The sequence below is a fragment of the Staphylococcus aureus genome, assembly GCF_001027105.1.
Taxonomy (GTDB): domain Bacteria; phylum Bacillota; class Bacilli; order Staphylococcales; family Staphylococcaceae; genus Staphylococcus; species Staphylococcus aureus.
Genome location: NZ_CP011526.1, coordinates 405,962 through 430,400, shown reverse-complemented (window position 1 = coordinate 430,400; position 24,439 = coordinate 405,962). Strand labels below are relative to the sequence as shown.

Sequence of the window (24,439 nt, the reverse complement as noted above, 5' to 3'; positions counted from 1 at the left end):
ACCTGCATCAAAATTGTTTCATTAATACGGTAGCACCTGGATTTATCATAATATAATCAACTCTTGTAATGTGTTGTCATTACGCTACATTAAATTTTCTGGTTCAACGCTGTATACGTGCGCCAATATCTCGCCACATACAACACCATCTATATCCCCAACATCTCGCCACATAACAACTTCAGGTGCAATGCCCATAAAATTTCCACGACATTACAATACAAATCAACTTCTGGTATAACTCCATAATATTTCCACGACATCACACTACAAATTAACTTTAGCTAAGTTCCCTATACTATCACGCCACAAAAAACACTCAAATGACAAATATAATAACATCGTCACTCAAGTGTTAATTTTTAAAATCTTCAATTATGTTAAAGCATTGAAAAAGCGAATAACATTTTCTTCTAAAATATCTCTGCCTTCTCCATGCGTCATTAAATGATGCGAATCCTTCAGACCATTTAATTCTTTGTCTACTGATCCTAAATGTTCATAAATAAAATGTGCACTTGTTTCATAGGATGGCGCATCTTTACCACCAAATAATATATTAGCTGGCATTTTAATAACATTTAAATTTGTCATGATATCATCAATAAAATGTTGAAACTTCGTAATTTCACCTTCATAATCATCAATTGCTGCTAATTGCGCACTCGATGCTTGCTGATCTAAATTTAAAATATTCGACATGCGTTGACTATAATAAACTAAATGTTCTATTAAGCCATCGTCACTCTTTTCCTTTGGTGCTGACATGACAGCGATACGTTTCAAAGGATAGTGTTGCGCCAATTTTAATGTCATTAATCCACCTAAAGACACACCCGTTGCACTGATAGATTCATAACCTTCATTGACTAAAAATTGGTAAGCTTTCTCAACTTCTTCCCACCAATCATCTACATTATATGTCATGAAATCTTTCAACAATAAACCATGACCTGGATAATTCGGTGCATAACAACTAAATCCTTGGTCATTTAACTCAGCTGCAAGATGCTTCACATCCCGATTTGTACCTGTAAATGAATGTAATAATAATATCGCATGTCCATTTGTGCCTTTTAAATACGATGGACTCGGTGTTTTAATTCTCATTTTTCTATATACCTCCACTATGTCTAAAGATGTTTGCTAAACGCGTTGTCGTCGATGATTAATAAAGTATGGGTATACCATTAAGAATAACGCTACCCAAATGATTGCTAGTGACGTGCCGCCAATGACATCTGAAAAGTAATGTGCATGAAAATAAAGGCGACAAAATAATATGCTAAGCCATAATATTCCCATAACCAACGCACTCAACACTTTTGTTATTGTCTTAGCAGCAAGTGAAATAATAATGATCATTAAGGCGAAATATAATAATGTGCTGGCGTTGGAATGTCCACTCGGAAATGAAAAGCCTGTATCAACGGCTAAATGATTATATGGTCTTGGACGTAATACAGTATCTTTAATTAATTTGTTCATGATGACACCTGAAACCAAATATGTCACAAACCAAACCGCTAAATGCCTCTGTTTAATAAACAGTATGATTGTGACGATAATGGAAATCAACACGACACCTTTGACATCTCCAATTTCCGCACTAAACGTCATATAGTAATTAAACAAATTGTTAACATACTGACGTTGTGGCTCACCGAAATAATCTGTAAACCATGTTAATGATCCCATATCTATATTTTTAAGCCATTCTTGATTTGTCACTACACTGTAAAACATACCTATAAATACAATCAGCACGATTAAAAATAAAGGCACTGTCATTTTCGGTGATGTTAATTTTTTATCTATCATCTTACAATCTCCTCGTATCATCATTTTCATTTTACAAATGTTATCCATAATATCAATGTGCCACAAATTTCACTTTACCGACAATATCAAAATTATAAAGTTCATATTGTTATGTATATTGCAAATAAAACATTGTATAATTGAAATAACAATATTTTGCTATTTTCAATTTAGTACGATTTATATTTATTATACAGAGGGGGTAAGGCGTATCAATAGAGTTATTTTTGTCTATATAGCGTTAATCATTACATTAGTTAGATTCTTTACCCCTATTCATCCATCATTTTCAAATTTGATTTACTGGATATTTGTATTATATTTTATTCCTATTATACTATGCGTTATCGGTTTCAAGGCCGAAAAACTTATTGCAACAATGGTCATTATACCTAATTTTTTAGGAATACTTTATCGATTATATGCCTACGTCACACATATACTCTTTATGTAAAAGGATAGTGGGCATGTCTCGCAACAAATATGCTTGCGTCGACTTGTCACCATTCGCAAATTTTATGACATACGCCTTTCACGGGCTATATTCAGACCCACGCATTCATCCACGTAATAAACACATCATGTAATAGAAAAACAGCACACCCAAATATATGGCGTTGCGCTGTTTAACCAAGCATACTTCTATAGCTTTAATAAGCCAGCAGAAGCATACCTAACCTTCTTAAATATGCTTTTCCAAATTATCCTCAAGTTTGAATACGATAATACGTTCACCTGTAACTGTACTTAAATCACTATGGAAGCTCATCACTTTGATACCTGTAATTTTAAAAATGATATCATTCAAATCTTGCTCACCGGATTCAACTAATTCAGAACGTGTTCGTTTAATATTTAATAATCCTTCATTCGTACTACATACACGATATTCAGCTGGCGTTAAGATACCTTGTAAACTAATAATCACCATATCTCTTAAAATGTCTGATTTAACTGACAAGGAACCTCTGCCAAGGAAATCTTTTTCCCATTGCGTAATGGCTTTACTGATTTCAGCTTCGATTTCACCTTTCGTTCTTTTCATATCACTAACTCCAATAATATTAAAATTGATTACTTCATCTTTGTATCGTTATCACGACATCAACTATTACATTAAGTTTATCATTTTTAGTATATTTTAAGAAGCTAGAACATTGTAGATATGATGATATATTAGTTACTTAGCATCGCAACATATCATCGTTAAATCCAACTTTTAAAACGCCCTTCCTCATTAACGCTCATTAAACGCAGCCAATGATTAGACACCTTCCTAGCGAAATGCTCATTATTCGCGAGTAGTCTTGCTACAACATAGTCGGGTGCCTGAATAACGACAAGTAAACGAATTGGCGAATGATACATCGTCCGATCAGCAGCCATAACAGATTGCCATGATAAGCCATACATCAGATCACTCGCATTACCTTGCATGACACCAACACCTGACGTGACGGTTTGTGTCGCTTTATTCCCACTTCCGTAAAAATGCGGCGCAACTGTCGACGCATAATATTGTAAATTAATCCATTGTGCCACAAGTGCCGGACCAGAAATGATGGTATTTAATAATGTGCCATCTTTATCTTTACGCCAATCATAATTGTGTAAAAATGTCCGCCCTTCTAAATCAATGCCTTTTGTTAATTGGCGTCGTCCAATTATAAATGATGCATTTTTAGCCAATCCCCATTCTGGACGTACCTCACTCCAATCACTCGCAAACCGCTGCGCTTCTTCCACTGGATGATTCACACGACCAATCGTTGGCAGTTTGTCCAAACGTTCGCGATTCGCGTGTTCAGAAATCATCGGCATCGCGTCATTCAATGATTCATATGCATCTAAAGCAATAGAAGATAATGTGTCTGGCACATATACCCATGCCAACGTATCAGTAGACGTATGATGTTCTGCTACCGCAAAAACAGTTGTCTCTGGAATATACACACCTGATTGTTTTAATCCTTGTCTGACATTTGGACGATTACATATCATCGCTAATAACTTAGCATTAAAACCGCTTGATGCGCCACCACAAGCCCCACATTCAAGTGATGCATGATGTGGATTATTGTGAGAATGACTAGCATGACCTGCTAACACAACGAACGGCGCAAATGCTTCGGTTAAATCCATCAATTTCAACGCTTGTAACGCGAAATCAATTTGCTCTTGCTCAGTAAATCCAACAGGTAAGTCTGATGTTCGGTCAAACTCACGATCAATCGTCAACTTTGTTTCAGGCTTTTTCAACCACTTTTGTTTTATTTTTTGTAAAGACGCGCGACTTTTTCTAGGCATAATCGAATTGACAATGGTACTTAAGCTTAAAAATGGCCCACTTAATTCAGGCAATAACAGACTAGGCATGACATTATTTTTCATCAATTTAAATGTGTAAAACATCGATGACATTGTCTGTTGCTGTTGTCGATAAACATTCATATCGTAGCGGTCTGCAAATTCTTTAATGCGATATGCCGGCGGTACCATGACAGGTAATGAATCATGTTTGAATTGTTCGTCTACGGCATCTTTTTGAATAGGTAATCCAAAGAAGCCTGCAATACCAATCGTTTCAAAGGGCCCTGCTGCTTCGATATGTCTACGAAATGGTTCTGAACGAACATCTATACAAAATGCAATTTGCGCTTTCGTTGATGTGCCCATCTGATTTAGCTCGCTATTATTTTCATCAACTGCTTGTGTGTCATTTAACAATACTGAATGTGGCTGATTAGCGTTATCATTTTCTGAGACATTTACTTGGTTTACATCTAATGCGCCCGCCACACTTTCATGACCTGCTTTAATTTTTTGTTTTAACTGAGATTCGTATGTCATTTCCCAGGCAATTAGCCATAAATTTTTAAATACATTTTTATTCATAGTTGCTGCAAAATGAATAAACGTTTGAATTTCATTGACGTCATGTTGTAGTAATACATCGCTAGGCATATCACTGTAGTAACACCATGATGCAACAGTTTGCTTAAACCAATTTTCCGATCTACTTTCACAATCTTTAGCGACTGACTTAAACTCATCACCAACTAGCAATTGTTCGACAACTAACCGAATTGCCAAATAATCCGTTAACAAATGTTGTTCAAAGTGATGCTGTTGTGAACGGTAATACAACATACCTGCCCAACCCGGTAACGCCAAAAGATGTCCTTCAACATAAGCTTGGTAGTCTTCCTGATCTATTGAAAAATGAGTTAATACTGACTCTATCGTCATTTCAGGATCATTGGGTAAGCCTTTAATCACTTGGCGCTGTGCTTTAGTAAAACTATGGTCATGTTGCGCTAAATGCAACCATGCATGGTAAAAACTTTGCTCACGCTTCGGCATTGTCCAACTCGATAGAAATTGATCGATATAAAGTTTCGTCCATTTAATCATTTGACGATTCACTTGTTCGCTAAGTGGCTCACCTTGTTCATCTATTATTGCATCACTCATCGGACGTACATCATAGTGATGATATGATTCAGCCATATCACGTTTTGATTTTTCTAATAGTAGATCAGCAACAACATCAACATTTGAATGATTCATATATGATGCAGGTACGTCTTTTAATGTTTTAATGTTATCAATATAAAGATTGATGTAGTGTTGCGGGATATTGTAGTGATGTTCAAGTAACATATCAGTAACAAGTTGATTAAAGACACTTTCATCTAATTCACCACGTGCCACAGCGCTTTCTATTAATGCTTTATTTGGGAAAATATCCACATCTCGAACATCACGTAACCATTTTGCGACATCTTCAAACGTATCCGCTTCTAATCCTTCCCATGGATTTCGTGCTGCAAAAATCGAAATTGGTGATAATGGTGTAATAACACGTTTCGCATTTTCAATGACTGAATTGATATTTAACTGTGTTGTCATACCTTTCACCTCCTATAAATACTTCTTCAAATAATTCGGATGACTTTCTATCGCTTTCGAGCGTGCTTCACCTAGATTAACTAACCACACGTACAATACCGCAAAAGCCTTAGAGTATCGATGCCGCGCCACCCAAATACTTAATAAACTGCCAAAGATTAAAATAACAACACTAATGATGACACTCACTGTAGGCGGCGTTGTCGCATGTGTTGTTATATTTTGTAATACAGCGTAAAAATAATTATGTGTGATGACGTAGATAAATGTCACGATTGCAATCAAAATCATACCAACAAGACGTGCCATGCGTCCTTTACTAAAGGCTACCATTTGATTCCAAGATACAAGTAATGACCATCCTAGAATGAGTGCACTTAACACTTCATATGCACTTCTGTCACTACTCATCCAAAATAGAAATGCCACGATAATAGCTAATACACGTCCCATGACAATCCAGCCATAAGCGTCTTTAGCAGATGCTTGTTTTGGAATATTGAATCGCTTCACGATAGAACCTGATTGTAAAAATAATGTTGCTTTAAAAATACCGTGCAATATTAAATGAATAATCGCTGCTGAATATACACCCAATGCACATTGAACTAACATAAAGCCCATTTGACTCATCGTAGAGCCCACTAATTGGCGTTTATAGTCAACTTGAACTAAGCTAATACCCGATCCTAACAATACAGAAATACTAGAAAGGATAAGTAATAATGATAACGCAAATCCATTATCAAATATCGGCGCAAAACGAGTTAGAATAACACCACCTGCATTCACAATTCCTGCATGCATAATTGCCGATACTGGCGTTGGTGCCGTTACAGATTCAATCAACCATCGATGAAAAGGAAATTGTGCTGCCGGTATCATGACAGCTAATACAAGTAGTACATTCGTCAACAATGACCATGTCGGATGAACTATATGTTGTGGTACCCGCCACTCGCCAGTCGCAATATAAATAGTTACAATTGCTCCAACGAATGCAAGCCAACCACATAAAAATGTCATGCTTGATAATTTCGCAGACTCACGTGGCACTTTCCAAAAACGATTAACGTTCATCAGCAATGTTAAACATAATAATGTAATACCCCAGCAGAGTGCCATCAGTCTTAAGTCTTCAGACATCCATGCTAAAGATGCAAACGACGTAATCGCAGTGAACAATGGAAAGTAATGTCTATAATGATGATCACCTAGTAAATATCGCATTGAAAACTTTTGAATAATAAAGCCAAGCGCCATTACAAAGCCAGCTAATAACCAAGATAAACGATCTATTTTAAATGGACCTAAGACATGTTGACCATGAATACCGAAAAAGCCAATGACTGCAAATAATACTGGCATGACTAGTATGTATAAATGTAATTTAATATATCTCATTGGCATAACTGGTGCTAAAAACAACAAGCCACTTATCAATGCAATGATAAGCGCAATAACAAACAGTGAAAATAGCAATTGAAAACTTAACACTGCATAACCTCCTTATTTCTAATCTCTCGCATAATTGCTTATGTATAAAAATAAAAACCTACAATAGTAGATTCTGTACATAATGGCAGAAAATTTACTATTGCAGGTTTCAGTTTAACTAGACACTGCATCACGGTACGTTGATATACCTTGTTGCAGTGTTCTCTTTAAGCGTGCTCCCATGCACATATGTATATAAAATGTTACTTCTGTCTGTTCAATTCATCTTCATAAATATGCTTTGCCTAGACGAGACCTAACGTGTTATTCGTTTTAAACTTATAACATAAAATATAATTAAATTTCTGCTTCATGTCAAATTCATGAGCTTAACCTCTATTAAACCAATGATTGTAAAGATTTTGTAAATGCACCTGTACAGTTAGGCAGTATTTCCCGTCCTTTTAAAATAAAAAATTCGCAGTTATGATCATAACAATTCAAGTTAGGAAAAAAATCAATTACGCACAAGATAACTATGTACAATGAAGTTAACTCATAAGCAAAGGAGGTAATCTTAATGGGTATCATCGCTGGCATCATTAAAGTTATCAAAAGCTTAATCGAACAATTCACTGGTAAATAAGATTTCATAACAAACAAAGGAGGTCTTTCACATGGGTATCATTGCAGGAATCATTAAATTCATTAAAGGATTAATTGAGAAATTCACTGGTAAGTAAGTTATAAAAATCTCATAGATATGAACATCTTATTTGAAGGGGGCCATTCACATGGAATTCGTAGCAAAATTATTCAAATTCTTTAAAGATTTACTTGGTAAATTTTTAGGTAACAACTAATCTCAAACATTAACGATCAACAACTCATCACTATGTTAAATCAACATACAGGAGGACAAAACGATGGCTATTGTAGGTACTATCATTAAAATCATCAAAGCAATTATCGACATTTTCGCAAAATAATTTAAGCGAATTGAATACTTAAAATTCTCAGGCCACTATACCAATAGGGATGGTGGCTTTGCTTTGTGTTGATTTATTGATGTGAGGTGAGTCTTGTTAGTTTGTTGCAAATAAATGGTCTTGGTGTTTTTTGTATAGGACGTTCTTAGTGGGACATACGGAATATTCGTGATCTTTGTAGTCTGACGCGTTATATTTTTGTGGCGTGTTTTATGTTTGATACTCGAGTTCTGAGACATTCATGATTTGGCATGCGAAATCTTAATGATTTTCATGATCTAGCGCAAGATATATTGGCCACGTGCGGAATTGCGTTGCACGTTTAGACTGAAACACTCGTGTGACCGTAAGTGTTAATAGTACATTGATAGCTGCATTTACTTCACTCATTTTTATGACTGTTAAACAATGATTGTACCTTCAATTAACAGTTGGTACGATGGTTTTGCCATTTTTCATCAACGTAAATATAAAAAGGACTAAGACACATACATGTCCTAGCCCTATGGATAAAATGCAAATTTCTGCTTTATCAAAACTATCACACTTTAGATAGATTGAAAACAAAAAGATCCTAAGAACACCTTAACTTTTTATTAATTGTCATAAATTGCAAACAATTAAGCCACAATTCAAAAATGATTATACTTCATTCAACTTATCGTGCTGGTCTAATTTGCCATTGATATGGATCTTCAAATTGTTGCCAATCTGCATCAATTTCTTGCGCATTGACTAAGCATGCGTCGAGTTCTTTTGTTAATTTTTCTTCATCTAATTCTGTACCAATAATGACAAATTGTGTATGACGATCGCCATATTCGTGATCCCATTCAGCTGCGACATCTTGACGTTCTGCTAATATTTGTGTTTGTTGCGCTTCAGACATACTAGCCACCCAATATGTAACTGGATGAATATTGCAAGATGACCCTGCTTGAGATAATAAACATGCTACGTGATTGTATTGTGCTAGCCATACGATACCTTTTGATCGAACGACATTATTTGGCATGCTTTCTAACCAATCATTGAACCTTTTAGCATGGAAAGGTAGACGACGTTTATATACAAACGATGATATACCATATTCTTCTGTTTCAGGTGTATGCGATGCATGCCCACCAGACTCAAGTTCTTTGATCCATCCTGCTGACTCGCTCGCTTTTTCAAAATCAAAACGCTGCGTATTCAAGACTTCTTTTAAATCTACTTCAGAATTTGTTGTCTTAATAATTTTAGCAGTCGGTTGCAATGCGCTTAACATTTTTTCTAACTTCGCTAGTTCTTCTTCACTAATTAAATCAATTTTATTAATAATCAATACATCACAAAATTCAACTTGGTCAATTAATAAATCAGCAATCGAACGCTCATCTGTTTCGTCAACGCTTTGATCACGATCCATCAATAAATCTTCTGAGTTGATGTCATGTACGAAGCGGTTAGCATCCACAACTGTAACCATTGTATCTAAACGGCAAATCGCTGTAAGATCAATGCCAAGTTCATCATCAATATATGAGAAAGTTTGTGCAACAGGTACTGGCTCTGAAATCCCTGTTGACTCAATAACAATTTGATCGATGCCACCTTTTTTCACTAAACGCTCAACTTCTTTTAATAAATCGTCTCTAAGTGTACAACAGATACAACCATTAGAAAGTTCGACTAATTTTTCATCTGTACGCGATAGTCCCCCACCATCTGCGACAAGATCTTTATCGATATTTACTTCACTCATATCATTTACAATTACCGCGATACGTCGACCTTCTCGATTTTGTAAAATATGATTTAACAACGTTGTCTTCCCCGAGCCTAAATAACCACTTAATACCGTAACTGGAATTTTAGCCATATATATACCCTCACTTCAATTTATTTGTAAATAGGAATAATTCCGTTTTACATTATATAGGAGCGTTTCCTCTTTCGCAATCTTCGATAATAAAAAAATAGTATACTTAATTAAATTATTGAGCGCTTTACTTTATAATGGAGACAAAGATATATCTCACGAAAGAGAATCGAGGTGTATAAACATGTTATTTGTCATTTTAGTTTTATATGTTACTGGTATTGCATTTATTCTACTCAGTGTTTTTGGTTCAAAGACTGAAGGATTATCTACGAAACATACTTTATATACCATTGGCAGTGCTATTATAACGATTGCTATTTTCATTTCAATTGGCTATGCCATTCAATACTTAACTGCAGCGCTTTATGGTTTGTAAGGTGAAGGTGATGAGTAACGGGTAGTTCGGGAGAGGTTAACTTGCGTTGATTTTGATAAAGTGATCATAGCTTTTAGTACTTGAGGATTTTTATTGTTGCTGTTACGAATGTGGTCATGTTTAATGCGGGACAGTAATTTAAGTTGTTTTTTTACAATTGAGAGTGTGATATTTCGATTCGGTTCGAATTACTTTACATGGGAATAATATAAATTAAAAAGAAGCGGCCTAGTGTCAGTTGTGAATATACTGAACATTGGTCGCTTTATTTAGTAGTATGATATGTAGTTTAGCTATTAATTTTTTTCAGGTCATCCTTAATGCTGTCTATCTCAGACATGGCACTTTTAACCCAATCTCCTTGAGCTGCACCTTTAAAATTAGCTTTAAAAGCTTCGCAATGTTGCGCCATTTGTTCAATTAATACTTTTTCTTCACCTTTTAATCCGTTTTCAATATCTTTGTATTTATGCTTATGTTCAGGTGCAATAACTGTGCGAATATTTTCTTTTTGCGCTTCCATTTTAGATATGAGATTAAGTGTTTCTACTGTAGTACTTATATCTGGCATTCTTAAGGTCATATCTGGTTCTATTAGAGTCATTTAATCTCCTCCAAATTATCAGTCACTTAGCTTATCTAACTGCTTTTCATAAGACTTTTTTAAGTCTTCTTTATATTCTTCTAATTTCCATTCTTGCTTTCTAATTATCTCATTGATTTCTTGCTCATACGCTTCTATATTTCTCGTCATTTTCCTTTGGGCATCTTCACTATAATTCATTTCGTGCTTCAAATATTGAAAAACATCATAACTACGTTCATTTTCTTTTCGAGTTCTATGCCTAAGTTCATTTAAATTTTGCAGTTCATTCTCTATACGTTTTTTCTCAGATTCATATGATTCTTCTAATTCATTTTTATTATTAATTTGATTAAACATCATAGTAATCCACCTATTTGTGATGCAAGCACTTGATCTTTATCAACGATTTCATTAATACTGAGTCTAACTCTCATAATATAATTTGATACAGAAGACCCTATCGTTGAAAGTTGTCTTTCTTTTGCAGATATCATTTGTTCAGGTTCTCTTACCATACTACTTTCATTCACTTGACCTTCATCTAAAGCATTGAGAACTCCATTTACACTCAAATCTTCACCTACAGCTTTTCCAGCTTTTTGAGCGTCTTCCCAATTTTTTCCAAATTTCTTTTTCTTTTCATTATACATTTTTTTGATTTGATTAATTTCATCGTCTATCAGTTGACTGAATGACTGCGCAATTGTTAAAGCTGTTAAACTTTCTAAAACTTTTTGCTGCGAAGAAGATAATCCTCCTCCATTTGTAGTCATCATATTTGCTCTAAGTAATTCTATACTAGCTAATTTAGAGATAGCATTATTTGAATTCTTTACAAATGACTTATTATTTTCTTCTGCATAACCTTGTAGTTTTTTAAGTTCTTTTTTTATAGCTTTTTGTTCTTCTTCGGTCAGAAAGCCTTCCATTTCATGACCTTTACCATTTTTAAAGACTTTATCATTACCGAAAAAAACATAATGCTTATATTTCTTCAGATTTTCTGTCAATGCATCATTTTCTGCAACAAACCTAGTAATATTACCTTTATAATTTTTATATAATTCTAATAAACGTTTTCCATCTGGGGAATTAGGATTCAAACTAGTTATAGAAATAGGAGCTGGATTATAAACCACAATGTTCGGAATACCATTACTCATTCCTAGAACTACCGCATCTCTTCCACCTAGTGAATGTCCAGTAATAAAATCAATGTCATACTTACTTTTTATTTTATTTATAAATTCTTGTGTATTCGCATATCTATAGTTTTGATCAGATGCAGGAGAATATAATATTTTAAGATCTGCATATCCATCTTTAACTGTTTCCAAAGCATTGGTAACATTTTGTCTTGAAAATTCACCTTCTTTTAACTTTTTAAAGGCTTCGTCTTGTAAATTAGTCCCAGTCATCCCGAGAGTTACTTTGCCTGTATCTTTATTTAAAAAAGCAGAAGTTGTTACTCCAGTAAGAGAATCAGTGTAACTATCAACATATTCAAGATTAGAAGGGAATTTTTTCATTTTTTTCAAATCATTAAATTGATTAATCACGTCTCTTTTTGATAGACCATTATTATTAGCATTCTCAACTTCGTATGACGCTTTCGAAATAGCACTTGTAGACTCAGTATTTTGATTAATTGCTTTTAAATCTATTTTATACTTCCTACTCAACATTCTCACCTTCAGACGGTCCAAAATTCAAATAATCTCTTAATGTTGTCTCTTGACCTTTATCTTTTGAAAATTTATATTCTATTTTTTTATATCCTACTGAGCTTCCTTTTATATCACCATCTATATATAATTTTAGATTTGGAGAGTTATTAGTTGTAATTGGATAAATTTCTCTAAGTTTTTTTACATTTTTATCACTATTGTTCATTTTATATTGTGCTTCATAGCTCGGTACGTTTTCATTAGTTGTTATATTTCCATCTTGATAATTTTTTAAATCTTTAAAATCAGCATACTGACTAAAAAATTTAAAATTTTCAATTTTTTGTTTAAGTTTTTTGTCTTCTACATTATCCAAAAGAACAATCTTATTATTTTTTAGTTCAACACGATATTTTTTCTCATTATGATTTTTGCTAATATCATCATAAACTTTATTTACAAAATAATAACCTGTTGCCTTTTTGGTATTTCTATTAAGATATAACACCATGCCTTCATCATCTAATACTCCTGGTTTGTTACTTTTTGAAAAACCTGTAAGTATAGTCCACGTACCTTTATCGCCTTTTTTAAACTCACCATCTCGATATCCTTCTTTGTCGTATAAATCCTCGAGATTCTTAATTGGATACATATCTAACGTTTTCGCAAAACTCTTTTTGATTTGTTCTTCTTTTGAATCTGTTTTATTCGTTTGTTCCTCTTTTTTCTGTTCATCTTTCATATTTCCACATCCCCCAATAAAAATGATTAAAAGTAATACACTCATGTACAAAGCAATTTTTTTTATATACTCCATCATTTCACATCTCTCTGTTTTAATTTTATAAACATTTGAATATTTCATACAACTTATTAAAATAGTGATTATTCAACTTTTATGTTATCAAACAAAACTAACTTATTCAATTTAATACATGTAATTCATTTTAACTTTATTATTAAATGTTCTAACGTTATTTTTTATATTAGTAATTATATTTATTTATCCTCGCTTGGATTAAAGTAGATACTATCTGTGAAGTAAATATTTTCTTCCTTGTTTTCAATAAAGGTAAATTCAATATTTTTATATCCGACTGATGAACCTTTTAAATTACCTGAGCCTTTCAATAATAATTTGGGCGCTTTTTGCGTCGGGATATTATATCGCTTCCTTAATTGTTCAACATTGTAATCACTGTTTTTCAATTGATATTTTGCAGAGTAAATTGGTACTTCTGGGTTATATGACACTTCGTCCTCTTTATAGTTTTCCAATTCTTTGAAATTCCCGTATTGTACAAAGAAGTTAAATTCTTCGATTTCTTTTTTTACTTTTTCGTCATCGATTGGTTTTAATGGAATCATTTTATTATTTTCCATTTTCACAGGATATCTTTTTGTATGATTGTGTGTCATTCCATCGCTATCTTCAACAACTTCTCTAACAATATAATGCCCTTTAGCCGTTCTAGTATTTCTGTTAATTTCTAAAACTGCTCCTCTAGATTCCAGATTTTCTCCTTTTAATTGGATTTTCATTTCAGATCTAATTAGCCAAGTACCTTTATCATCTTTTTTAAATTCGCCATCTCGATATCCTTCTTTGTCGTATAAATCCTCGAGATTCTTAATAGGGTAGATATCTAACGTTTTCGCAAAGCTCTTTTTGATTTGTTCTTCTTTTGAATCTCCAATGATCTTATTATCACCATCACAAGATGTAACAAAGATGATTAAAATCAACAAACTAATGCACAATCCAATCCTTTTTATAGACTTCATTGTTACACACCATCCTCATCATTCATCATCTTCATCTACCTTCGCCGGCTGGAAATTCAAAGAATCTATTACTGACAAATCGCTTTTTCCACCTTTTGAAAAGTCAATTTCCAACTTTTTATAACCCACAGAACTTCCTTTCAAATTACCATCAATATGCATTTTTAATACCGGTGCTTTATCAGTAGGAATATTATAACGACTTCTTAATTGCTTAACATTTTCATCTTTATTGCTCATTTTAAATTTTGCGTCATAACTTGGAACATTCTCATTAATTGAGACATCACCATTGTTGTAGTTTTTCAATTCTTTAAGGTTTGCATATTGTCCAAAAAATTTAAAGTTTTCTATTCTCTTTTTTAGATTTGTATCTTCTACTTTATCTAATAAGATAATTTTATTATTTTTCATTTCAACTTTATAATTTTTTCTATCTGGGAATTTGCCCTTATTATAGAATGTCTTAACAAAATAATGTCCCTTTGCAGTCCGTGTATTTCTATCTAAGTATAAGACCATACCTTCATTACTCAATCCACCTTGTTTATTACTTTTGGCGAAATCTGTATATATCGTCCACATCCCTTTATCACCCTTTTTAAATTCGCCATCTCGGTATCCTTCTTTGTCGTATAACTCCTCGAGATTCTTAATTGGATACATATCTAATGTTTTCTCAAAACTCTTTTTGATTTGTTCTTCTTTTGAATCTGTTTTATTTGTTTGTTCTTCTTTTTTCTGTTCATCTTTCATATTTCGACATCCAACAATAAAAATGATTAAAAGAAATACACTCATGTATAAAGCCATTCTTTTTATATACCCCATCATTTCACATCTCTCTGTTTTAATTTTTATAAATATTTGTATAGTTCATACAACCTATTAAAATAATAATTTTTCTACTATCATGTCATCAAACAAAACTGACTATATGAATTTAATACAGTTTGTTAATTTAACTTTATTATTAATTTTTCTAACGTTTTTGTAATACTAAATATACTTATTTATCCTCACTTGGGTTGAAATTAATACTATCTGTGAAGTAAATATTTTCTTCCTTATTTTCAACAAAGGTAAATTCAATATTTTTATATCCAACTGATGAGCCTTTTAAATTACCTGAACCCTTCAATAATAATTTAGGCGCTTTTTTCGTCGTTATATTATATCGCTTACGTAGTTGTTCTACATTATAATCACTATTTTTCAATTGATATTGTGCAGAGTATATTGGTGCTTCTGGGTTATATGTCACTTCTCCGTCTTTATAGTTTTCCAATTCTTTGAAATTCCCGTATTGTACGAAGAATTTAAATTCTTCAATTTCTTTTTTTACTTTTTCATCATCGATTGGTTTTAATGTAATGATTTTATTATTTTCCATTTTCACTGGATATTTTCGTTCATCACTATATACCTTGCCCTCACTGTCTTCTTTAACTATCCTGACAAAATATTCACCAGTGCATGTTCTACTATTTCTATTTAAACGTATGACCATACCTTTAGATACCATATTTTCATTTTTCAGTTCTGTTGTCATTTCAGATCTAATAACCCACTTCCCTTTGTCACCCTTTTTAAATTCGCCATCTCGATATCCTTCTTTGTCATAAAAATCTTCTAGATTTTTCGTAGGGTATACATCTAATGTTTTCGCAAAGCTCTTTTTGATCTGTGTTTCTTTCGAATCTCCAGTGATCTTATTACTTTCGCATCCTGCCATTAATACGATTAAAATTAATATAAATATGTATAATTTCTGAAAACACTTCATCTTGTCACATCTCTTTGCACATTTTTTGATATTTGATCATTTCATCTAACCACACATTTTAATTTAACTTTACTTACTTGGTATGAATTCAACACTATCGTTAAAATAAATATTCTCACCTTTTCTTTCAACAAAAGTAAATTCAATATCGTTTTGACCAACTGAGGAATTTTTTAAATCTCCTCCACCTTTCAAAAGTAACTTCGGTGTTTCTTTTGTTGAAATGTCATATCTTTTACGTAGTTGCCTTACATTGTAATCATCGTTGTGTAATTGATATTTAGCCGAATAAATTGGTGCTTCAGGATTATATGAAAACTCACCATTGTTGTATTTTTCGAAATTTTTAAAGTTTCCATATTGCACAAAAAACTTGAAGTTTTCAATTTCTTTTTTTATTTTCTCGTCATTAATTTGTTCAGTAGGAATAATTTTATTTCCTACCATTTTCACTTCGTATTTTTCCTCCTTATCTTTATTTACACGATTATTATTTTCACTTATTTCTTTCAAAACAAAGAAACCTTTGGCTGTTTCGGTATTTCTATTAATATATAATTGCATACCTCTTGTTTTCATCACTTTGCCCTTTGGCTGTTTAACTATTTCGGATCTAATTAGCCAAGTACCTTTATCATCTTTTTTAAATTCGCCATCTCGATATCCTTCTTTGTCATAAAAATCCTCGAGATTCTTAATTGGATACATATCTAACGTTTTCGAAAAACTCTTTTTAATTTGTGCTTCTTTTGAACCTTCTTTTGGATTTTCTGCAGTATCGCTTTGACTATCACAACCCATTATAAAAATGGTCAAAATAATAACACTTATTAACAATGCAAGCCTTTTTAGATATTCCATTCCTTCACACCCTAATATTTAATTATCAGTACTATTTTTTCGCTGGCTTATAACTTAAATAATCAATGACTGAAATATCCCTACCTTCTTTTGAAAAATCTATTTCTAACCTTTTATATCCAACAGAACTACCTTTTAAGTCCCCGTCAATATGCATTTTTAACATTGGAGCTTTATCAGTAGGAATGTTATAACGACTTCTTAATTGTTTAACATTTTCATCTTTATTGCTCATTTTATATTCCACGTCATAACTTGGAACATTCCAATTTATTGACACGTCGCCATTGTTGTAATTTTCCAAATCCTTAAAATTTGCATATTGTCCGAAAAATTTAAAGTTTTCTATTCTCTTTTTTAGATTTGGATCTTCTACCTTGTCTAATAAGATAATTTTATTATTTTTCATTTCAACTTTATAATTTTTTCTATCAGGTAATTTATCCTTTTCATAAAATTTCTTAACAAAATAATATCCCTTAGCCGTTCGAGTATTTCTATCCAGATTTAAAACCATACCTTCATCATCCAATTCGTCTGATTTATTGCCTTTAGCAAAATCTGTATATATAGTCCACATTCCTTTGTCGCCCTTTTTAAATTCGCCATCACGGTATCCTTCTTTATCATATAAGTCCTCGAGATTCTTAATTGGATACATATCTAACGTTTTCGAAAAGCTCTTTTTGATTTGTGTTTCTTTTGAATCTCCAGTGATCTTATTATCACCATCGCAAGATGTTACAAAAATGCTTAAAATCAACAGACTTATGCACAATCCAATCCTTTTTATAGACTTCATTGTTACACACCATCCTCATTATTCATCATCTTTATTAGTTTTCGCTGGCTGGTAATCCAAAGAATCTATTACTGATAAATGGCTATTTTCACGTTTCGAAAAATCAATTTCTAACTTCCTATCTCCAACGGAACTTCCTTTCAAATTACCATCAATATGCATTTTTAATACCGGTGATTTATCAGTAGGAATATTATAACGACTTCTTAATTGCTTAACATTTTCATCTTTATTACTCATTTTATATTTCACGTCATAACTTGGAACATTCTCATTAATTGAGACATCACCATTGCTGTAGTTTTTCAATTCTTTAAGATTTGCATATTGACTGAAAAATTTAAAATTTTCTATTTTTTGTTTAAGCTTTTTATCTTCTACTTTATCTAATAAAATGATTTTATTATTTTTCATTTCAACTTTATAATTTTTTCTATCAGGTAATTTATCCTTGCGATAAAACGTCCTGACAAAGTAGTACCCCTTAGCTGTGCGTGTGTTTCTATCTAAGTACAAGACCATGCCTTCATTACTTAGTTCACCCGGTTTATTACTTTTGGCGAAATCTGTATATATCGTCCACATCCCTTTGTCACCTTTTTCAAATTCGCCATCTCGATAGCCTTCTTTGTCATATAGTTCCTCGAGATTCTTAATTGAATACATATCTAACGTTTTCGCAAAACTCTTTTTGATTTGTGTTTCTTTCGAGTCTTCTTTTGATTTTTCTGCAGTATCGCTTGATTTATCACAACCTATTATAAAAACACTCATAACCATAATAACTATATACAATACAAGTCTTTTTAAATAACCCATCATTTCACAACTCTCTTTATTCTCAATATTTGCTTTTGTTGACTAATATCAACTTTTTGTTATTTTGTTACTTGGAACGAACTCAACGCTGTCAACATAATAAATGCTTTCTTCTTTACTTCTACTAAATATGATTTCTATTTCCTTATATCCTACAGAAGACCCCTTTATATCTCCAGATCCCTTAAACAATAATTTTGGTGTCTTGCTAGTTTTTAGATTAAATCTCTTTTTCAACTGTTGAATGTTTCTGTCATTTTTCTTCATTTTATATTCTGCAGAGTAATTGGGAGCATTAGGATTATATGAAATATTAGTAATCTCATTCCGATCAAAATGATTAAAGTTTCCATATTGTGAAAATAATTCAAACGACTCTATTTCATTTTTTTAACTTTTTGTCTTTAACATCTTTTATCAAAACTATCCTATTATTCACCAATTTCACTGGATATTTCTTTTCATTTTTTTGAACATCATGATTTTTATCTTCTTTCAATTCTCTAATAATATAACTTCCTTTAGCAGTTCTCTTATTTCTATCTAACTTTAATATCATTCCTCGTGATTTTAAACTCTCGCCTTTTGGTTGTGATACCATAGCTGAATACAATACCCACGTCCCCTTATCGCCTTTTTCAAACTCACCATCACGATATCCTTCTTTGTCATATAAATCCTCGAGATTCTTAATAGGGTACATATCTAACGTTTTCGCAAAGCTCTTTTTGATTTGTTCTTCTTTTGAGTCTTCTCTTTGATTTTCTGCATTATTGCTTGAACTATCACAACCTATTATAAAAACGCTCAAAATTATAACATTTGTGTACATTCCAATTCTTTTTATTGACCACATTGTTTCACATCCTCCCTATCATTCATCATCTTTATTTTTTTTTGGCAGGCTGAAAATTTAATGAATCGACTACTGATAATTCGCTATTTTCTTCTTTTGAAAAGTCTATTTCTAACTTTTTATATCCAACGGAACTGCCTTTTAAGTCCCCATCAATATGCATTTTTAATATTGGAGCTTTTTCAGTAGGAATGTTATAACGACTTCTTAATTGCTTAACATTTTCATCTTTATTACTCATTTTAAATTTCGCGTCATAACTTGGAACATTACTATTAATTGAAACGTCGCCATTGTTGTAACTTTTCAAACTCTTGAAATCGGCATATTGTCCGAAAAATTTAAAGTTTTCTATTCTTTCTTTAAGTTTTTGATCTTCCACCTTGTCTAATAAAATAATTTTATTGTTTTTCATCTCAACTCTATAATTTTTACTATAAGAGTTTTCATGATTGTCATATATAGTATCTACAAAATAATATCCCTTGGCCGTACGTGTATTTCTATCCAAATTTAAAATCATACCTTCATTATCTAATACACCCGGTTTATTACTTTTGGCGAAATCTGTATATATCGTCCACATCCCTTTGTCACCTTTTTTAAATTCGCTATCTCGATATCCTTCTTTGTCATATAAGTCCTCGAGATTCTTAATTGGATACATATCTAATGTTTTCGCAAAGCTCTTTTTGATTTGTTCTTCCTTTGAATCTTCTTTTGCTTTTTCCCCAGTATCGCTTGAACTATCACAACCTATTATAAAAATGCCCAAAATAATAACACTTATGAACCATGCAAGCTTTTTTAGATATCGCATTTTTTCACACCCTAATATTCCTTATCAATACTATTTTTTCGCTGGTTTATAACTTAAAAATTCAATGACTGATAATTTGCTGTTTTCACGTTTTGAAAAGTCAATTTCTAACTTTCTATAACCTACAGAACTGCCTTTCAGGTCCCCATCAATATGCATTTTTAATATAGGTGATTTTTCAGTCGAAATATTATAACGACTTCTTAATTCCTTAACTATTTCATCTTTATTGCTCATTTTGTATTCAACATCATAACTAGGAACATTTTCATTAATTGAAACATCACCATTATTATATTTTCTCAATTCTTTAAGATTTGCATATTGACCGAAAAATTTAAAGTTTTCTATTTTCTGCTTGAGCTTATCATCTTTTACTTCATCTAATAAAATAATCTTATTATTTTTCATTTCAATTTTATAATTCTTTTCATCTGGTAGTTTACCATTCCGGTAAAATGTAGTAACAAAATAATGGCCTTTAGCGGTTCTAGTATTCCTATCCAGATTTAAAACCATACCTTCATCATCCAATTCACCCGGTTTATTACTTTTGGCGAAATCTGTATATATCGTCCACATCCCTTTGTCACCTTTTTTAAATTCGCTATCTCGATATCCTTCTTTGTCATATAAGTCCTCGAGATTCTTAATTGGATACATATCTAATGTTTTCGCAAAGCTCTTTTTGATTTGTTCTTCCTTTGAATCTTCTTTTGTTTCATTACCTTTGCCACAACCTGCTATCGCAAATATTAAAATCATAACGCTTATGTACAATGCAAACCTTTTTAAATATCCCATCGCTTCACGTCTCTCTGTTTTATACTTCATTTATATTCTCTTTTCATATAAATAATTAATTATTTTGTATATTTCTCTTTTACGTTACCAAAATATACATATACAATCAATTTAATTTCTTAATTAAATTTGTACTTATTATTATATTGCGTCATTTTTTTATTATTGTTTCATTTGATTTAAACCCTTTTTGAAATCAAGGTTTTATTAGGAAAAATCCTCAAGCATCGTATTAAAGATTAATTGCATTTAAACAATATTTGTCACTTTAACTATTTATTAAAAATTATTAAATCGACTTAATAAACGTAATTTTCTTAATATTCAGTGTTATGATGGAGTTACAATTTTTAGAGGAGTGATAGATATGAAATTTAAAAAGGTTTTAGTAGCTACGGCAATGGTAGGTGTTTTAGCAACTGGCGTTGTTGGATATGGTAATCAAGCAGATGCGAAAGTTTATTCTCAAAATGGACTCGTACTACATGATGATGCAAACTTCTTAGAACATGAATTAAGTTATATTGATGTGTTATTAGATAAGAATGCTGACCAAGCTACAAAAGACAACTTAAGATCATACTTCGCCGATAAAGGACTACATTCAATCAAAGACATTATCAACAAAGCTAAACAAGACGGCTTTGATGTTTCAAAATATGAACACGTAAAATAAATTCAATAATGCTTTGTAACAAAGCACAAAAAAACAGCTCAATGACGTAGAAGTCAGTGATTAACTCACTAATTTCATTACATCATTAAGCTGTTTTATTTAATTATTTTTCTAATTTTGGTGCCTTACGTTCAACTTTCTTTTCACCTAATGGATAAAACCAGGTAATCGGGAATCCGTTAGTATCGTAGCCGACAATTTTATCACCATGTAATTTATGATATGCAGGTGTGTTTTCCATTCTTTCATCAAACTCACGATCTGCTTTTTCTTCAGGAGATTCATAAATATCTATGTTTTTAGAAACAAAATTTCCACTTAATAATTCACCTGTAATAGGATCAACTACTGTGAAGTTTAGTGTTTCTCCATTTTGTAATCTAAATCCAGCATGATCTACATCAAAGCTGAATTCACCTTTTTCATCGACTTGCAAATCAGGGAATTCTTGACCTTCACCTAGTTCAGAGTCTACCTTCACAACTGCATTTGCGAATTTAGTCTTACCTTTAATTACTTTAGTACCTTCTTTATCAAGAATACCTTTACCTTTTTCTGTATGATATAAGCTTCCGTAAATTTCATCTACATGTAAATCTTCTTTAACATCTTTCAATACTTTTACTTTTTCCACTTTAGTATGGTCATATTTAGTTTCTGCTTTATCAATATCTTCTAAACTCGTTACCTTAGTTTTGAAAATTAATGACTTCAATGCCTCATCTTCGTCATCAGGTGCAAATGTTAATGAGATCTCATCATTTTTCTTTAACTCTAAATCATCGAAACGTTTCGTTTTGAAGTCAAAATTAAAGTATCCTTTGTCATCAATAGGCATCCAGATTCCTTCTGATCCAGATTTCGCTTCTTCTTTATTTGGACCACCATTAGCATTTGTCTCAAAGTTAATAAATTTATTATTAATAGATAGAGCAACTTTACCTTTTACAGAGGTATGGCCTTTAATAATACCTGAACCTTCAGTAATAGGTTCGATAAAAACTTGGTGATGTCCATCTTTTTCTTTTAGCTGTTCTTTCGGTATTTCATACGCTTTTTCATATCGCGGTGTTGTATATGTAGCTTTAGCTTCTGTACTTTCTTCCTCAGCACCAACTTCTTCAGTTGAAGTTTCTTCTACTTCTTCATCTTCTTCATCGTCACCTAAATAGGGATCTGATGAAGACACTTCAATTTCTTGATTATGAACAATTTTGCGACCATTTAAGTCATACTTAAAATTCCCATCTTTATCAGACATAACAAAGCTGCTGTCAGAATCTTCAACTGAGCTCACATCTTTTTTATCAATAGTTAATAGTATAAATTGATTTGGTAAAGTTGTTCCTTGTATAGAAGTATCACCTGGTTTAATATCATTCAATTTGACAAAATTAGCCGGTACTTTTGATGTTTCATTAGTATTATTTTGAGGCTGAACAGCTTGATTTACATTATTCTGTTTTTCCTGATTGTCTACATTTATATTAGAGATTAAAGCGTTTTGATTTTCAGATGCTTCTGCTTGTCCGTTTGTCATAATATATAACATTGTAATTGCAACAGATACTAAACCGACTTTCATTTTACGTAACTTAAAATTTTCCCTCATGATATGCTCCCTCGAATAATTTTATAAATTCACTTCAATTTTTTCTATATTTCTGCCATCAATAACATCACCCATACGGTGTGTTTGTAACTTTTTATTCAATTCAAATGTGTAGAACCCACCATCTTTCATAGTAATTCGAATTTTACTGTCTTTAGGTTCTGTCTTATAAAGGTTATGTTTATCAATTAAATGCTTTCTTAATTTAAAATCAAGTTCTTTTAATGAAATTTCTTCTTTATTAATTGTATATGTAGATGATGTTGACGTTGATGTAACACTATCGATGTTTTTAGTAATTATTAAATTTACATCTTTTACTTTATCAATATAATTTGAACCGTTTGTTTTAGTAATACCACCAATTGAAGCTGTATTACCAGATCTATCAGAATTTTCTCTTACAACAAATATATCTACATTAGAAATATCTTCACCAAAATTTTGCTTTTCATTCCCAGTTAAAGTTACATCTATAAGTTGATAATTAGGAGTAAACGTCACTTTTCCTTCCTCTTTATATCCTGACTGATTTGTATACTCAAAGAACGGTCTATTATAATATTCACTCAAGTCTTGAGTAGCTTGTGATCTAACCTCTAATGTACTTGCTTTTACTGGCTGAGCAGTAGTTGTAATCATCCCTGTTGTTAAAATCCCTAGTGCTAAACTTGCTTTAGCAATATTTTTTAATTTCATAATTCTATGCTCCCAATTTTTAGTCTATTTGATTTATTCTATTACGCAATACGAACAATCCTCATTCATTATAATGAGCAATGGTCGTGCTTCACATTAAACTTACTTTAACTAAAAATTAATCATTATTAAGTAATTTAATAAATAGTTAACTAATATCATTCAATTCCTATCGATCTACTCTCTTTTATTTACGAATAACACTTTATCTCAACTTAATCTTTATTTAACTACTTATTCTGTACACAATTTCGACACAAAAAA

The 24,439-nt window shown here is 32.0% G+C and carries 28 protein-coding genes and 1 pseudogene; 7 read left to right on the top strand and 22 right to left on the bottom strand.

All coding sequences use genetic code 11. The annotated features are described in order from the left end of the window. Positions 1-84 precede the first annotated feature (84 nt). The 3 genes from AA076_RS14405 to AA076_RS02035 form a co-directional block, all read right to left on the bottom strand. The gene (locus tag AA076_RS14405; RefSeq protein ID WP_000510433.1) at positions 85-198 is read right to left on the bottom strand and encodes a hypothetical protein; all 114 of its coding nucleotides are present in this window, start codon (positions 196-198) and stop codon (positions 85-87) included. Positions 199-375: 177 nt separating this feature from the next. Then, a complete protein-coding gene (locus tag AA076_RS02040) occupies positions 376-1,110 on the bottom strand; it encodes an alpha/beta hydrolase (RefSeq protein WP_001220813.1) in 735 nt (244 codons plus the stop codon). 36 nt (positions 1,111-1,146) lie between these two features. Further along, complete coding sequence (locus AA076_RS02035; protein ID WP_001836354.1) at positions 1,147-1,821, bottom strand: phosphatase PAP2 family protein; 675 nt, start codon at positions 1,819-1,821, stop codon at positions 1,147-1,149. Positions 1,822-1,858: 37 nt separating this feature from the next. Between AA076_RS02035 and AA076_RS14400 the strand changes: the two genes are divergently transcribed. Continuing rightward, complete coding sequence (locus tag AA076_RS14400; RefSeq protein ID WP_001789536.1) at positions 1,859-2,275, top strand: hypothetical protein; 417 nt, start codon at positions 1,859-1,861, stop codon at positions 2,273-2,275. Between the two features lie 228 nt (positions 2,276-2,503). On the opposite strand, the gene AA076_RS02025 is transcribed toward AA076_RS14400, so the two are convergent. From AA076_RS02025 to AA076_RS02015, 3 genes are all read right to left on the bottom strand, one after another. Continuing rightward, positions 2,504-2,866 carry a Na-translocating system protein MpsC family protein gene (locus AA076_RS02025; RefSeq protein ID WP_000831495.1) on the bottom strand — a complete coding sequence of 121 codons (363 nt, stop codon included), beginning with the start codon at positions 2,864-2,866 and terminating at the stop codon, positions 2,504-2,506. Positions 2,867-3,027: 161 nt separating this feature from the next. After that, positions 3,028-5,733 carry a DUF2309 domain-containing protein gene (locus AA076_RS02020; RefSeq protein WP_000211540.1) on the bottom strand — a complete coding sequence of 902 codons (2,706 nt, stop codon included), beginning with the start codon at positions 5,731-5,733 and terminating at the stop codon, positions 3,028-3,030. Positions 5,734-5,745: 12 nt separating this feature from the next. Continuing rightward, a complete protein-coding gene (locus AA076_RS02015) occupies positions 5,746-7,230 on the bottom strand; it encodes an NADH dehydrogenase subunit 5 (RefSeq protein ID WP_000948279.1) in 1,485 nt (494 codons plus the stop codon). Positions 7,231-7,750: 520 nt separating this feature from the next. Between AA076_RS02015 and AA076_RS15895 the strand changes: the two genes are divergently transcribed. The 4 genes from AA076_RS15895 to AA076_RS15885 all read left to right on the top strand — a co-directional run bounded on the left by AA076_RS15895 (position 7,751) and on the right by AA076_RS15885 (position 8,159). Beyond that, the gene (locus AA076_RS15895) at positions 7,751-7,816 is read left to right on the top strand and encodes a phenol-soluble modulin PSM-alpha-1 (protein ID WP_014373781.1); all 66 of its coding nucleotides are present in this window, start codon (positions 7,751-7,753) and stop codon (positions 7,814-7,816) included. A gap of 31 nt (positions 7,817-7,847) precedes the next feature. Beyond that, a complete protein-coding gene (locus AA076_RS15890) occupies positions 7,848-7,913 on the top strand; it encodes a phenol-soluble modulin PSM-alpha-2 (RefSeq protein ID WP_014373780.1) in 66 nt (21 codons plus the stop codon). Between the two features lie 51 nt (positions 7,914-7,964). Beyond that, positions 7,965-8,033 carry a phenol-soluble modulin PSM-alpha-3 gene (locus tag AA076_RS14395; RefSeq protein WP_014373779.1) on the top strand — a complete coding sequence of 23 codons (69 nt, stop codon included), beginning with the start codon at positions 7,965-7,967 and terminating at the stop codon, positions 8,031-8,033. Positions 8,034-8,096: 63 nt separating this feature from the next. Further along, positions 8,097-8,159 carry a phenol-soluble modulin PSM-alpha-4 gene (locus AA076_RS15885; protein WP_014532416.1) on the top strand — a complete coding sequence of 21 codons (63 nt, stop codon included), beginning with the start codon at positions 8,097-8,099 and terminating at the stop codon, positions 8,157-8,159. 658 nt (positions 8,160-8,817) lie between these two features. Here AA076_RS15885 and AA076_RS02005 read toward each other — a convergent pair. Further along, entirely contained in the window at positions 8,818-10,020 is a 1,203-nt protein-coding gene (locus tag AA076_RS02005; RefSeq protein WP_001836353.1) for a GTP-binding protein, read from the bottom strand. A gap of 118 nt (positions 10,021-10,138) precedes the next feature. Here AA076_RS02005 and AA076_RS02000 point away from each other — a divergent pair, with 118 nt between their 5' ends. Then, complete coding sequence (locus AA076_RS02000; RefSeq protein ID WP_001795576.1) at positions 10,139-10,399, top strand: hypothetical protein; 261 nt, start codon at positions 10,139-10,141, stop codon at positions 10,397-10,399. Between the two features lie 289 nt (positions 10,400-10,688). On the opposite strand, the gene AA076_RS01995 is transcribed toward AA076_RS02000, so the two are convergent. The 13 genes and pseudogenes from AA076_RS01995 to lpl1 form a co-directional block, all read right to left on the bottom strand. Beyond that, positions 10,689-11,003, bottom strand: a complete 315-nt coding sequence (locus AA076_RS01995; RefSeq protein WP_000172543.1) for a hypothetical protein — start codon at positions 11,001-11,003, stop codon at positions 10,689-10,691. A gap of 18 nt (positions 11,004-11,021) precedes the next feature. Beyond that, positions 11,022-11,345 carry a hypothetical protein gene (locus AA076_RS01990; RefSeq protein ID WP_000971498.1) on the bottom strand — a complete coding sequence of 108 codons (324 nt, stop codon included), beginning with the start codon at positions 11,343-11,345 and terminating at the stop codon, positions 11,022-11,024. After that, the gene (locus AA076_RS01985) at positions 11,342-12,670 is read right to left on the bottom strand and encodes a hypothetical protein (protein WP_000952537.1); all 1,329 of its coding nucleotides are present in this window, start codon (positions 12,668-12,670) and stop codon (positions 11,342-11,344) included. The genes AA076_RS01990 and AA076_RS01985 overlap by 4 nt, the downstream gene beginning before the upstream one ends. Then, positions 12,660-13,472, bottom strand: a complete 813-nt coding sequence (lpl10, locus tag AA076_RS01980; RefSeq protein ID WP_001805140.1) for a tandem-type lipoprotein Lpl10 — start codon at positions 13,470-13,472, stop codon at positions 12,660-12,662. Before lpl10 ends, AA076_RS01985 begins: the two co-directional genes overlap by 11 nt. 182 nt (positions 13,473-13,654) lie before the next feature. Beyond that, a complete protein-coding gene (lpl9, locus tag AA076_RS01975; protein ID WP_000835976.1) occupies positions 13,655-14,440 on the bottom strand; it encodes a tandem-type lipoprotein Lpl9 in 786 nt (261 codons plus the stop codon). An 18-nt stretch (positions 14,441-14,458) separates the two neighbouring features. Further along, complete coding sequence (lpl8, locus tag AA076_RS01970) at positions 14,459-15,271, bottom strand: tandem-type lipoprotein Lpl8 (RefSeq protein WP_001797296.1); 813 nt, start codon at positions 15,269-15,271, stop codon at positions 14,459-14,461. 178 nt (positions 15,272-15,449) lie between these two features. Continuing rightward, on the bottom strand, positions 15,450-16,226 hold the full coding sequence (gene lpl7, locus AA076_RS01965; protein ID WP_000649608.1) for a tandem-type lipoprotein Lpl7: 777 nt from the start codon (positions 16,224-16,226) through the stop codon (positions 15,450-15,452). Positions 16,227-16,295: 69 nt separating this feature from the next. Continuing rightward, complete coding sequence (lpl6, locus tag AA076_RS01960; protein WP_000456138.1) at positions 16,296-17,087, bottom strand: tandem-type lipoprotein Lpl6; 792 nt, start codon at positions 17,085-17,087, stop codon at positions 16,296-16,298. A 31-nt stretch (positions 17,088-17,118) separates the two neighbouring features. Next, entirely contained in the window at positions 17,119-17,889 is a 771-nt protein-coding gene (gene lpl5 / locus AA076_RS01955; protein ID WP_000835991.1) for a tandem-type lipoprotein Lpl5, read from the bottom strand. 18 nt (positions 17,890-17,907) lie between these two features. After that, on the bottom strand, positions 17,908-18,711 hold the full coding sequence (lpl4, locus tag AA076_RS01950; protein WP_000971990.1) for a tandem-type lipoprotein Lpl4: 804 nt from the start codon (positions 18,709-18,711) through the stop codon (positions 17,908-17,910). Between the two features lie 45 nt (positions 18,712-18,756). After that, a pseudogene (locus tag AA076_RS01945) lies at positions 18,757-19,564 on the bottom strand (tandem-type lipoprotein). 31 nt (positions 19,565-19,595) lie between these two features. Continuing rightward, positions 19,596-20,384, bottom strand: a complete 789-nt coding sequence (gene lpl2 / locus AA076_RS01940) for a tandem-type lipoprotein Lpl2 (RefSeq protein ID WP_001836351.1) — start codon at positions 20,382-20,384, stop codon at positions 19,596-19,598. A gap of 30 nt (positions 20,385-20,414) precedes the next feature. Beyond that, positions 20,415-21,188 (bottom strand): tandem-type lipoprotein Lpl1, encoded by a 774-nt coding sequence (gene lpl1, locus AA076_RS01935; RefSeq protein WP_001813970.1) that lies wholly within the window; start codon positions 21,186-21,188, stop codon positions 20,415-20,417. A 367-nt stretch (positions 21,189-21,555) separates the two neighbouring features. Here lpl1 and spn point away from each other — a divergent pair, with 367 nt between their 5' ends. After that, positions 21,556-21,864 carry a myeloperoxidase inhibitor SPIN gene (gene spn / locus AA076_RS01930; protein WP_000669519.1) on the top strand — a complete coding sequence of 103 codons (309 nt, stop codon included), beginning with the start codon at positions 21,556-21,558 and terminating at the stop codon, positions 21,862-21,864. 103 nt (positions 21,865-21,967) lie between these two features. Here spn and AA076_RS01925 read toward each other — a convergent pair whose 3' ends face one another. Together AA076_RS01925 and AA076_RS01920 are read right to left on the bottom strand one after the other, a co-directional pair. Then, positions 21,968-23,476 (bottom strand): FKLRK protein, encoded by a 1,509-nt coding sequence (locus AA076_RS01925; RefSeq protein ID WP_001208912.1) that lies wholly within the window; start codon positions 23,474-23,476, stop codon positions 21,968-21,970. A gap of 21 nt (positions 23,477-23,497) precedes the next feature. Next, positions 23,498-24,175 carry a superantigen-like protein SSL11 gene (locus tag AA076_RS01920; protein WP_000769163.1) on the bottom strand — a complete coding sequence of 226 codons (678 nt, stop codon included), beginning with the start codon at positions 24,173-24,175 and terminating at the stop codon, positions 23,498-23,500. Positions 24,176-24,439 lie beyond the last annotated feature (264 nt).